The following is a 12119-nucleotide window of genomic DNA, read 5'->3' as shown; positions in this document are numbered from 1 at the left end:
GGCCGCAGCGCGTTCAGTGGCGTTTGGGCGGCCGCGGGTGCGCGGTGAGCAGCCGTCCCGCCGCGTCGTTGAGCGCGGCGACCTCGTCGTCGGCCAGGGGGGCGAAGAAGCGCTTCTCGGTCTCGTGCATCACGGCGATGCAGGAGTTCAGCAGCTCCTTGCCGTGCGGGGTGAGCGCCACCATGTAGCGCCGCCGGTCCTCGGGGTTGCGGCGCCGCTCCACTATTCCGGACCGCTCCAGGTCGTCGATCAGGCCGACCATGACGTTGGGGTCGATCCCCAGGGCGCGGCTGAGCTCCTGCTGCGAGGGCGAGTCCAGGGCGGCGGCCGTGGCCAGCACGTTGAACTGGCGCGGGGTGACCTCCAGCGGGGCGAGCGCCTGCTCGATGGCGAACATCACCAGTTCCCCGAGCTTGATCAGGCGGTAGCCCGGGTTGTTCCACAGGCTGCTGCCACTACCGAGAACCATGCCGCCACCGTCGCCCATGCCTTCAGGATAACTCTCCTGGACTATATTTCCTCAGTATAATATGGTCGACATATCATATGGTCGACAGAGTGATGGTGGGACTGGAATGAGCGACACGACGGACATCCCGACTCGGTCCCTGGTGACCGGCGCGACCGGTCTGCTGGGTAGCTCCATCACCCGGCTCCTGCTCGACGGGGGAGGGGAGGTGGTGGCGCTCGTGCGCGATCCGGCCCGTGCCAGGCGGCTGCTGCCCGACCACCCGGCGCTGCGGGTCGTCGCCGGGGACGTCAACGACCCCGGCTCCTACCGGAAGGAGCTGGTCGGGGTCGACACGGTCTTCCACACCGCCGCGTACTTCCGGGAGTACTTCCAGCCGGGCGCCGACCTGGCCCTGATGGAGCGGACCAACGTCACGGCGGTCCGCGACCTGCTCACCACCGCCGCCGAGGCCGGGGTGCCCACCGTCGTGCACACCAGTTCGGTCAACGTCCTCAACCGGCAGGGCGCCGACAACCCGGCCGACGAGCACACCCCGCCCCCGCCCGAACTGCGCGACCAGCCGACCTCCACCAGCTACTCGGCCAGCAAGGTGCGCGCCGAGGCCGTCGTGCGGGAGTTCGCGGACCGGCCCGGGCTGCGCGTGCCGGTCGTGCTGCCCGGGTGGATGTGGGGTCCCGGCGACGCCGGACCGACCTCCGCGGGGCGGCTGTTCCTGGCCGTGGCCCGCGGGGAGATGCGGGCCGTCCCCCGGCTGCACAACTACGTGGTCGACGTCCGCGACGTCGCCCTGGCCTGCGTGCGGGCGGCCGCCCGGCCCGAGGCGGGCCGCTACGTGGTCGCGGGGCGGCGCCACTCCCTCCAGGAGATCTGCGCGGCGGTGGCCGCGGCCACCGGGGCGCAGACCCCGCGCACCGTCCCCGCCGGGCTGGCCATGGCGGTGGCCGCCCTCCTGGAGGCGCAGGCCCGGCTGCGCGGCAAGGAGCCCGTGGCGACCCGCACCGGAGTCCAGGTCCTGCGCGACGGGGACGGCCGGCACTTCTCCTCGGCCCGCGCCCAGCAGCAACTGGGCATCGTCTTCCGCCCCATCGAACAGACCATGGCCGACACGGCCCAGTGGTACCGGGAGCACGGCTTCCTGCCCGCCGGACGGGCCGGACGCCCGGTCGCCCGCTGAGCCGCCACCGTCGCGGCGGACCGCGACGGAACCGATCCGCATCTCTGAAAGGAAACGCGCGTGGCCGCGAACACCAGACCTCCCGGGCGACCTTCGCTGCTGTGGCGGCTGGGCGACCTCGTCGCCCGGCGGCGGGGCCGCACCCTCGTCCTGACCGGAGTCCTCTTCGTGCTCTCCGTGGTGTACGGCAGCGGAGCGCTGAGCGTGCTGTCGCTGTCGCGTTTCGAAGCTCCGCCCGACAGCCAGGCCGCCCAGGTGCGGACCGTGCTGTGGGAGGAGTTCGGCGTGGGGGCGCCCAACTTCACCCTGCTGGTGACCGCCAAGGGCGGCGACGTCGACGCTCCGGAGGTGGTGGAGGCGGGCCGCCGGCTCACCGAGGAGCTGGCCGCGGTCCCGGAGGTCAGCGAGGTCCACTCCTACTGGACCTCCGGCTCCTCACCCACCATGCGCAGCGAGGACGGGTCCCAGGCGCTCGTCCTGGCCCACCTCCCCGGAGACGCCGACACCACCCGGGAGGTCCTCACCACCCTGTCGCCCGAGTTCACCCGCGACACCGCCGAGATCACGGTCCAGGCGGGCGGCCGGGAGGAGGTGTTCCGGCAGGTCGGCCAGGAGTCCAGCAGGGACTTCATCCGGGCCGAGATGCTGATCTTCCCCGGCGTCCTGCTGATGCTCGTGCTGCTGCTGCGCCGGTTCGTCGCCGCCCTGCTGCCCATGGCCCTGGGACTGTTCGCCATGGTGGGCACCCTGGCGGTGCTGCGCGTCCTGGCGCTGTTCACCGACGTCTCCAGCTTCGCGCTCAACCTGGCCCTGGTCCTGGGGCTGGGCCTGGGGGTCGACTACGGGCTGATCATGATCTCCCGGTTCCGCGAGGAGCGGCGCCGCACCGCGGACCTGCGGACCGCGGTGGCCGCGACGGTCGCGACGGCCGGGCACACCGTGGTCTTCAGCGGCATCACGGTCCTGGTGTCGCTGAGCGCGCTCCTGCTGTTCCCCTTCGCGTTCCTGCGCTCGTTCGCCTACGGCGGCCTGGCGGTGGTGTTCTTCGGGATCGTGGGCGCGCTCGTGCTGCTGCCCGCGCTGCTGGCCTACGCCGGACCGCGCGTGGAACGCAAGCGGCAGCCCGCCGCAGAGGGCAGCGGCTTCTGGCACGCCACCGCCGTGCGGGTGATGCGCCGTCCGTTCCTGTTCGGCGGCGCGGTACTGGCCGTCCTGCTGCTGCTCGGCTCCCCGTTCCTGGGCATCCGGTTCGGCCCGCCGGACGACCGCATCCTGCCCGAGGGGACCTCCAGCCGCCAGACCCAGCAGCAGTTGCGCGACAACTTCGCCTCCGAGGAGGCCGACGTGTTGCAGGTCGTGGCCGGCGGCGAGGGCGCGCCGCCCAGCCCGCAGCAGCTCCGGGAGTACTCCGCGGCGCTGTCCGAACTGCCGCAGGTCGCCCAGGTGGAGTCGGCCGAGGGGCGGTTCGTGGACGGGGTCCGGGTGCGCGACACCCCCTCCCGCAACGACTACCGCGGGGCGGAGCTGACCTGGCTCGCGGTGACGCCGCTGTACGACGCGCTCTCCGAGGACCTGGAGGGGACGGTCGAGGCGGTGCGCTCGGTCGAGGCGCCCTTCGAGACCGCGGTGGGCGGCTACCCGGCCGAGCTCACCGACTACCGCGAGTCCGTGCTGAACCGGCTGCCGCTGGTCATGGGGCTGATCTTCGCGATCACCTTCGTGATCCTGTTCCTGATGTCGGGCAGCCTGCTCATGCCGCTCAAGGCCACCGTGGTCAACCTGCTGAGCCTGTCGGTCATGTTCGGCGCGCTGGTGTGGATCTTCCAGGAGGGCAACCTCTCCGGGCTGCTGGGCTTCACCGCGACCGGCTCGCTGGACACCACGATCCCGATCCTCATGTTCTGCGTGGCCTACGGTCTGTCCATGGACTACGAGGTCTTCATCATGTCCCGGGTCAAGGAGGAGTACGACCGCACCGGGGACAACGAGGCGGCTGTGGCCACCGGACTGGAACGCGTCGGCCCGCTCGTGACCGCGGCCGCCGTCATCCTGGCGCTGACCTTCGCCGCCTACGCCTCCTCCGGGGTGGTGTTCCTCAAGATGCTGGGTGTGGGCACGGCACTGGTGATCGTCGTGGACGCCACGCTGGTGCGAGCGATCCTGGTCCCCGCGTTCATGCGCGTGGCCGGGCGCGCCAACTGGTGGGCGCCGGCGCCGCTGCGGTGGGTGCACGACCGCTTCGGCATCTCCGAGGCGGCCTCGGCGCCCGGCGGCTCCCCCGGGGAGGAGTGGGCCGGGGCCGCGGTCGGCGCGGGGCAGGGCGCCGGGTCCGGCCGCTCACCGGGCCACTGACAGCCTGCGCAGCCCCGGCGCGTAACCGCTTCCGGTGTAGACGGAGAAAGCGTGGGAGAGGTCCTCCGCGGCGGCGTCCGGACCGTTGAGGCGGTCCCGGACGGCGCCGCGGATCTCCAGAGCCTGGCCGTGGATAATCTGGTAGCCGTTCCGGGACGCGAGGGTGAGGACCTGCTCGCACGCGTCCAGGGCCAGGGAGAGCCGACCGCTGACCAGGTGGACGCGGGCGATCCCGCACAGCGCGATGAGGCGGCCGCGCAGGAAGCGCCGCTCCACCGCCAGCCGGTGCGCCTCCCGGTACATCTGGGAGGCGCTGCTGATGTCCCCCAGCTCCAGGTGGACGCTGCCGAGCATGTTGTCCACCTCGATGGTCATCCGCAGGTCGCCGGCGTGGGCGAGCGCCTCCCGGGCGTTCTCGGAGCGTTCCAGCGCCCGCTCCGCCGCCCCGGACTCGGCGTCCAGCAGGGCCAGCAGGGCCAGCGCGAAGGCGCTGGTCCGGGTCGAACCGGTCTGCTTGTCCAGGTCGAGCGCCTCCTGGGCGTAGTGCCGGGCGTCCCCGGCCCGGCCCAGGGCGCGCGCGTTCACCGCCAACTGGGTCAGCATCAGGGCGCGGCGCAGCGGGGAGTAGGCGTGCTCCAGTTCGGCCAGGCCGATCCGGCCGCAGGTGTCGGCGTCGGCGAGCCGCCCCAGGTCGTGGAGGACCCGCATACGCCACATCAGGGTGATGCCGTGCTCCTCGCCGCCGGGCTTCTCGTGGATGCGGCAGGCCGCGCGCAGGTGGACGTCGGCCTCGGCCAGGCGACCGGTCAGCCACAGCAGGTTGCCCAGACTGGCGTGCGCGTCGGCCAGGCCGGCCGGCCAGGGGTGGCCGGAGTCGGGGTGGAGTTCCAGCGCCCGGGCGCAGTTGCGGATCGCCAGCTCCGGTTCGGCCATGGCGCTGTGGCGGCTCGCGATCAGCATGTACACCGCCATCAGGGTGGGCACGTCGCCGGTGTCCTCGGCCGCCTTCAGCAGGGGGTCGGTCTCCAGGCCGCTCAGGTCCACGTCCGAGGTCCAACTGAACCACCGCAGCGCGTTGACCAGGTCCCACACGTGCTGTCCGGGGGCCTTGCGGCGCGCGCCCGCGGCCAGGGCCTGATGGATGTTGTGGTGCTCGGCGGCCATCCACCGCAGTGCCTGCGCGGGCGCGACGAACAGCGGGGGGTGCTTGCGGGACCGGTGCAGCGACGCGGGAAGCCGCGGGATCCTGCGCTGGTAGACCCGGGCCGCCTGCTCCGCCATCGCGGTGTGGAAGGACAGCAGGCGGTCCAGCGCGTCGTCGGGCAGCTCGGACACGGAGCCTGCCCTGTGCGGCCGGGAGAGCAGGCAGTAGCGGTACCCGGGGCACTCCTCCACCAGGTCCAGCGAGACGAGCTCGTCGAGCATGCGCAGCGCCGTGGAGGTGGTGACGTCGCCCACGGCGGCCGCGGAGTGCACGGAGAAGTCCCTCCCCGGCATGCGCTCCAGCAGGGACAGCAGCCGCTGGGCCGGCTTCGAGGGGACCGGCCCGGTCGGCGTGGGGAACGCCGCCGTGTCGGCCTCCCGGACCCGCGGGGAGCTGGAGCGCGCCCGCGGAACGGCCGAGGTCGGGGCGGGAGCCCGCAGCGAGGGGTCGCGGTTCAGGATGCGTTCGTACAGGCTGACGAGTTCGGGGCTGGGGGGCACCCCCAGTTCGGCGGAGAGCAGGTCGCGCAGACTGCGGTAGGTGTCGAGCGCCTCGGCGGTGCGCCCGGACCGGTACAGGGCGGTGATGAGCAGGCGGTGCAGGCTCTCCCGCAGCGGGTGCTCGGACAACTCCTTGCGGATCAGGGGCGGGACGGTGTGGTGCCGTCCGATGTCCCCCAGGAGTTCGGCGTACTCCTCCAGCACGACGAGCCGCTCCTCCTCGAGGAGGCGGCGTTCCTGGGCGATCAGTTCGCTGTGGATGCCGTCGAGCAGCGGTCCGCGCCACAGGCCGAGCGCGGTCTCGAAGAGCTCGGCCCGGTGCTCGGGGTCCGGGCTCTGCCGGGCCGTGCGGACCAGCTCCTGGAAGACGTCGAGGTCGCGGCCTGCCGGGGAGATGCTCAGCACGTACCCCTCGGGGGCGCGTTCGATCGCCGCGGCGCAGGGCTTGGCCGCGAGGATGCGCCGCAGCCCGGAGACGTACTTGTGGACCAGGTTGGCCGCGTGGGTGGGGCTCCTCTCGGACCAGACCCCCTCGATGATCCGGTCGGTCGGAGTGGCGCTGTTCGGACGCAGGGCCAGGACGGCGAACACCGCCCGTTGCCGCGGCGGCCCCAGATCCACCGGCCCCTCATCGCTCCGGACGAGGAGTTCTCCGAGGACCTGGACCCCACTCGGAGCGGTGGACCAGGCAGGTTGGTATTCCATTTCACCTCGAAACTCTCGCTGCTCTCGTTGCCGGCCAGACATTCGCTTTCGCCCTGGGGGGATTTGTCGGAATTTGTAGGTTAGCGCATTTCATCATGAATAGCCCGTCTCATAGAAGAGAGAGTCTGCTTCTTGTCTCTTGGTTCCGATCTCCGGTCATAGTGAAATGGGTCACATGCCTGGCTGTTACTTCAGGTAACTCTCTGTGAGGCGTGCAGCTCGGTGCGGGAGTCGTCAGACCACTGGAGGAGAAATGAATTCGCTGTTCAGGTCGGCTTCAGGGCGCCTTCAAGGTCCGCTTCAGGGGGCGCCGCCAATACTCGCCACGTCGGTTCCGCCGCGGATGCTGCCCGGAGTTTCTGCGGACCGGAACCCGTCGGTCCGAATGAGGAGGCGAACCGAAAATGCCGATGACGAAGGCCGCGATCAATTCCGAACACCGCGTACCGCAGAGCGGCGTTGCCGCGGCCGCTGTTACCGCGGTGAAACCCGAAACTCCTTCGCAAAACCCGTCCGAACTCGGTTACGAGGCGACCGTGCCGCGCGCCCTCGTCCACCGCCGCTCCGTCGCCGAGGTCTTCGTCACCGACTCCAGGCAGACCGCCCCGGACGCCTTCGAGGTCGCCGCCCAACTGCCGCGCGGGCACCTGATGGCCGAGAACCCCGGCGTGCACGAGCCCCTGCTGATCATCGAGTCGATGCGGCAGGCCGGCGTGCTCATCGCGCACCGCCACATGGACGTCCCCCTCGACACCGCGTTCATCATGGGCACCATCGGCTTCCAGGTGGACTCCCTCGAGGGCATGCGGGTCCGGTCCGAGGAGCCCTCCCGCCTGCTCATCCACGCCAAGGCCGACACCCAGGTCAACCGGCGCGGACGGATCCTCGGCTTCGACTTCACCGGCTCGGTCGACATCGACGGCAGCCACGTGCTCACCGCGCACGGCAGCCTCAACTTCCTCAGCAAGCGCTCCTACCGCGTGCTGCGGGCGCGCGGGCGCTCCATCCTCAACCCCAGGACGGCCGTCCTGCCGCGGCTGGTCCCCGTCGCCCCGGCAGAGGTCGGACGGCACAACCCCCGCAACGTCGTCATCACCCCTCCGGTGCTCTCCGCCGGCCTGCGCGCGAGCGCCTCGATCGTGGCCCACTTCGACCACCCGCACCTCTTCGACCACCCCCTCGACCACATCCCCGGCAACCTCGTCATCGAGGCCGCCCGGCAACTGGCCGTGAGCGGGCTGTCCCGGAGCTACGGGATCGACCCCACCGCGCTCCTGCCGGTCACGATCGCCGCCGAGTTCGCCGAGTTCGTCGAGAGCGACTCGATCGCCCAGCTCGACGCGCGCCTCGGGGAGCTCACCCGGGACGAGCGGTCCGGTGCGGTGGTCTCCGAGGTCACCGTGGACGTGCGGCAGAACGGCGCCGTCGCCGGCACGGTCCGCCTGGAGGTGGCCCAGTGGATCTGACCGCCTCCCGCGCGGACGCCGGGCGCAGGACCGGCATCACCACCGTCGTCTGCGACTACGGGGGAGTGCTGACCAACCCCCTGATCGAGACCTACACCGCCTTCGCGCAGACCTCCGGCCTCGGCCTGGAGGTCATCGCCAGGGCGTTCCAGGACGCCACCCGCCGCCACGGCGGGGTCACCCCGATGGCGGCCCTGGAGACCGCCGAGATCACCGAGGAGCAGTTCGTCGAACGGATCGCCGCGGAGCTGCCCGCGGACTCCTGGCGGCTGCCCGAGGGCGTGACCTTCGGCGAACTGTGGTTCGCCGGCCGCACCGGCAACGAGGAGTTCGTCGCCTTCCTGCGCACCCTGGCGGCCCGCGGCTACCGCCTCGCGCTGCTCACCAACAACGTGCGCGAGTGGGACCGGCTCTGGCGCGCCACCATCCCGGTGGACGAGCTGTTCGACGTGGTGGTCAACTCCGCGGAGGAGCGGGTGCGCAAACCCGACCCCGAGATCTACCGGCGCCTCCTGGAGCGGCTGGACGAGCCTGCGGAGCACTGCCTGTTCGTCGACGACCTCCAGGAGAACCTGGACGCCGCCGCGAAGTTCGGCATGGAGACGGTCCTGTTCACCGACACCCGCAGGACGGTCGAGGAAGTGTCGGCCCGCCTCGGACTGGAGGCCGCCGAATGAGCAGCACACCCCAGGTCCTGATCATCGGAGCGGGACCGACCGGCCTGGCCGCCGCGTGCACGCTGCGGCTCAACGGCGTCGACTGCCGCATCATCGACCGCCGGGCGGAGATCTCCGAGGGCACCAAGGCCCTGGTCATGTGGAGCGGCGCGCTGGAGGTGACCCGGCGGCTCGGCGTGTCCGACGGCATCGTCGCCGCGGCGCTTCCGCTCTCCTCCGCCTCCTACTGGTCGGCCGGACGCCAGGTGGGCCGGGTCGTCTTCGGCGGCCTGCGCGGCACGGCCTTCCCCGGACCGCTGTGCCTGCCCCAGCCGGTGGTCGAACGGCTGCTGGAGGAGCGGCTCGCCGAACTGGGCGTCACCGTCGAGCGGGGATCCGAGGCGGTCTCCTGCCGGACCGTGGCCGACCGGGTGGAGGTCGAGGTCAAGACGGCGCAGGGCGACACGCACACGCTCGCCGTGCCGTGGCTGATCGCGGCGGACGGCGGACGCAGCATGGTCCGCCAGACGCTGGGCATCGCCTTCCAGGGTAGCACCTACGAGCGCGACTTCCTGCTCGGCGACGGCACCTTCACCGGGGCCACCCACCCCACCGAGGCCCAGTACCACATGACCCCCGAGGGGGTGCTGGTCATCGTCCCCCTCCCCGGAGGGGGGCACCGGGTCTTCTTCGACACCGAGCCCGACCCCGCCGCCGGTCCCCCCGACGACGCGCTCCTGCAACGGCTGCTGGACGAGCGGGTCGACGGCAGGATCCGGCTCGAACGGGTCTGGTGGCGCAGCCGCTTCCGGGTCCACGCCCAGATCGCCGAACGGTTCCGCCACGGCCGGGTGTTCCTGGCCGGCGACGCCGCCCACGTCCACAGCCCGGCGGGCGGCCAAGGGCTCAACACCGGCATCCAGGACGGCTACGACATCGCCTGGAAGCTCGCCGCCGTGCTCCGCGGCGCGCCGGACCGGCTGCTGGAGAGCTACCCGGCCGAGCGCCGGACCACCTCGGCCACGGCGGTGCGCAACGCCGACCGCCAGACCCGCCTGTGGCTGCTGCGCTCCCCGGTGGCCCGGAAGGTCCGCGACACCGCGATGCGGCTGCTGTCGCGCACCGGCGTCCTGGAACGGCAGTTCGTCCCGCAGCTCGCCCAGATCGACCACGACTACCGCACCAGCCCCGGCGTGGTCCCGGCGGGAACGGAGGCCCTCGGCTCCTTCCGCCTCGGCCGCAGGGCGCCCGACTCCCCCCTGGAGGCCGTCGGCGGCGACGCCCGGCGGACCCTGCACGAGTACCTGGCGCACGGCCGCCACACCGTGCTGATCGCGGGGGCCGCCGCACGCTCCGCCGCGGAGGCCCGGCAGGCCCGCGCCGAACTGCCGGACGACGTGGCCGTGCTGCGGCTGCTGCCGCCCGGGACCGCCCCGGGGCGGCTCGGGGAGGCGGCCGGGGTGGACACCGCGGTCGACACCGACTCGGTCGCGGGCACCGGGGACGCGCTCCGGTACGTCTACATCCGCCCCGACGCGGTCGTCGGCTCCCTGGCCCAGGGCGGGAGCGTCACCGTCTTCCTCAAGGCGCTGGCCCTGCCCGTCTCCGGCCCGCAACCCGCCGAGAACGACAAGGGAGTCCTGACCGCGGAAAGAGACGACCGCCCATGAGCACACTGCGTACGACCGGGCCGGGCGGCGGCTCCGGAAAGGAGCCCGCCGCCGGTCCCCCGACCGCCGCGGCACGCCCCGGAGCGGTCACCCGCCTGGTGACGGCGGGGCCGCGCCGCATCCTCGTCGCCGCCCTCGTGTTCGTGGTGGTCTGCCTGTTCCTCGGCAGCGGGGTCGGCGAGCGGCTGCGCAACGGAGGCACCACCGACCCGGGAGCCGACTCCGCCGACGCGGCCCGCCTGCTCGACCAGGAGTTCCCCGGAAGCAGGCCCAACCTGGTCATCCTGGTCGAGGCGGAGAAGGGCGTCGACAACCCCGCAGTCTCCCGCCAGGCCACCGAGATCGCCGACCGGCTGGAGGCCGAGCCCGAGGTCGCCCGGGTCGTGTCCTACTGGGAGGCGCCGCTGCCGACCCTGCGCTCCGAGGACGGCACCGCGGCGCTCATCACCGCCCAGATCCGCGGCGAGGAGACCGATGCGCAGCGGTTCCTGGAGCGCGCCGGCGACGACTACCGGGGCGTGCACGGAGACCTCGTGCTGCGGGTGGGCGGCGAAGCCGCGCTCTTCTACGACCTACAGCAGACCATCAACGCCGACCTGGTGCGGGCCGAGGTGATCGCGCTGCCGATCACCCTGCTCATCCTGGTGGTCGTGTTCCGGGGTCTGGTCGCGGCCCTGCTCCCCGTCTGCGTGGGCGTCATCGCCATCATCGGCACCAACGCCGTGCTGTGGGTGGTCTCCCAGTTCACCGACGTCTCGGTGTTCGCCCAGAACCTCACCACCGCGCTGGGCCTCGGCCTCGCCATCGACTACGCGCTGCTCTTCGTGCGCCGCTACCGGGAGCGGCTGCACGAGGGCGCCACCCCCGCGGACGCGGTCGCGGTCGCGATGAGCACCTCGGGGCGGGCCATCGCCTTCTCCGCGGTCGTGGTCATGGTCTCGCTGTCGGCCATGCTCGTCTTCCCCATGTACTTCCTGCGCTCCTTCGCCTACGCGGGCATGTCCGTGGTGGCCCTCGCCGCCGCGGCCGCACTGCTGGTGCTGCCCGCGCTGCTGCTCGTCCTGGGCCGCAGGGTGGACGCGCTGCCGGTCGCCGGACTGCTGCCGCGCGGACTGCGGGAGCGGTTCACCGCCGAGCGCGGCGGGCAGGGCTGGGAGCGCGTCGCCAGGGCGGTGATGCGCCGCCCTCTGGCGGTCACCGTGGTCGTGGGGGGACTCCTGGTCGTCGCGGGCCTGCCGCTGCTCCGCATCCAGTTGGGCGAGGCCGACGACCGGCAGTTGCCGGAGGGCACCGAGTCGCGGATCGTCTCCGAGACGGTCCGGGAGGAGTTCCCCGCCGACCCGACGCGCGTGGTCGAGGTCGCGGTGCCCGACGTCGTCGCCCGCGAGGTGCCGACCGGCCTGTCCGAGTACGCGCGCAGGCTGTCGGAGCTGCCCGGGGTGGACCGGGTCGACGGCCCGGCCGGCGTCTTCGAGGACGGCCGGCAGACCGGCCAGGTGTCGGCCGGCGCCGAGGGGTTCAGCTCCGAGAACGCCAGCTACCTCGCGGTGACCCTGGAACACCCCTCCGCCTCGGTCGAGAGCCAGCGCGTGGTGGAGCAGATCCGCGCCGCCGAGGCGCCCTGGCCGGTGCACGTCGGCGGCTCCGCCGCGGAGATCCGCGACACGAGCAGCGCGATCCTGGACCGGCTGCCGTGGGCCGCCGCCGCGGTCGTCGGCATCACGCTCGTGCTGATCTTCCTGCTCACCGGGAGCCTGGTGCTGCCGGTCGCCGCGGTCGTGCTCAACACCCTCAGCCTCGGCGCCATGTACGGCGTCGCGGTGTGGGTCTTCCAGGACGGCAACGGCTCGGGGCTGCTCGGCTTCACGCCCACCGGGTTCCTCGACGCGAGCCTGCCCGTCCTCATGTTCTGCGTGGCCT

Annotated in this window: 8 protein-coding genes; 6 read left to right on the top strand and 2 right to left on the bottom strand. The window is 72.4% G+C overall.

What is annotated here, in order from left to right; genetic code table 11:
- Positions 1–13 precede the first annotated feature (13 nt).
- Complete coding sequence (locus AC529_RS02280; protein ID WP_232306528.1) at positions 14–487, bottom strand: MarR family winged helix-turn-helix transcriptional regulator; 474 nt, start codon at positions 485–487, stop codon at positions 14–16.
- Between the two features lie 88 nt (positions 488–575).
- Here AC529_RS02280 and AC529_RS02275 point away from each other — a divergent pair, with 88 nt between their 5' ends.
- Together AC529_RS02275 and AC529_RS02270 are read left to right on the top strand one after the other, a co-directional pair.
- Positions 576–1646: an NAD-dependent epimerase/dehydratase family protein gene (locus tag AC529_RS02275; protein WP_198156266.1), complete on the top strand. Its 1071-nt coding sequence runs from the start codon at positions 576–578 to the stop codon at positions 1644–1646.
- Positions 1647–1706: 60 nt separating this feature from the next.
- On the top strand, positions 1707–3998 hold the full coding sequence (locus AC529_RS02270) for an MMPL family transporter (RefSeq protein WP_068753253.1): 2292 nt from the start codon (positions 1707–1709) through the stop codon (positions 3996–3998).
- On the opposite strand, the gene AC529_RS02265 is transcribed toward AC529_RS02270, so the two are convergent.
- Positions 3984–6323, bottom strand: coding sequence for a BTAD domain-containing putative transcriptional regulator (locus AC529_RS02265; protein WP_068753252.1), 2340 nt, complete (start codon positions 6321–6323; stop codon positions 3984–3986). The genes AC529_RS02270 and AC529_RS02265 overlap by 15 nt on opposite strands.
- Positions 6324–6943: 620 nt before the next feature.
- On the opposite strand from AC529_RS02265, the gene AC529_RS02260 reads away from it, so the two are divergent.
- From AC529_RS02260 to AC529_RS02245, 4 genes are all read left to right on the top strand, one after another.
- Positions 6944–7873 (top strand): ScbA/BarX family gamma-butyrolactone biosynthesis protein, encoded by a 930-nt coding sequence (locus AC529_RS02260; RefSeq protein ID WP_068753251.1) that lies wholly within the window; start codon positions 6944–6946, stop codon positions 7871–7873.
- Complete coding sequence (locus AC529_RS02255) at positions 7864–8550, top strand: HAD family hydrolase (protein ID WP_232306527.1); 687 nt, start codon at positions 7864–7866, stop codon at positions 8548–8550. Before AC529_RS02260 ends, AC529_RS02255 begins: the two co-directional genes overlap by 10 nt.
- Entirely contained in the window at positions 8547–10199 is a 1653-nt protein-coding gene (locus tag AC529_RS02250; protein WP_068753250.1) for an FAD-dependent monooxygenase, read from the top strand. Before AC529_RS02255 ends, AC529_RS02250 begins: the two co-directional genes overlap by 4 nt.
- The coding region (locus AC529_RS02245) for an MMPL family transporter (RefSeq protein WP_068753249.1) at positions 10196–12119 on the top strand (1924 nt) is incomplete at its 3' end. The genes AC529_RS02250 and AC529_RS02245, both read left to right, overlap by 4 nt.

This window comes from Thermobifida cellulosilytica TB100, from assembly GCF_001517975.1.
Taxonomy (GTDB): domain Bacteria; phylum Actinomycetota; class Actinomycetes; order Streptosporangiales; family Streptosporangiaceae; genus Thermobifida; species Thermobifida cellulosilytica.
The sequence above is the reverse complement of the archived record's forward strand: the minus strand, read 5'-3'. Positions and strand labels throughout refer to the sequence as shown.

What these genes read in the sequence shown, in the direction of transcription:
- AC529_RS02275 (WP_198156266.1), top strand. Translation starts at nt 576, where the DNA reads ATGAGCGACACGACGGACATCCCGACTCGGTCCCTGGTGACCGGCGCG.
- AC529_RS02280 (WP_232306528.1), bottom strand. Translation starts at nt 487, where the DNA reads ATGGGCGACGGTGGCGGCATGGTTCTCGGTAGTGGCAGCAGCCTGTGG.
- AC529_RS02250 (WP_068753250.1), top strand. Translation starts at nt 8,547, where the DNA reads ATGAGCAGCACACCCCAGGTCCTGATCATCGGAGCGGGACCGACCGGC.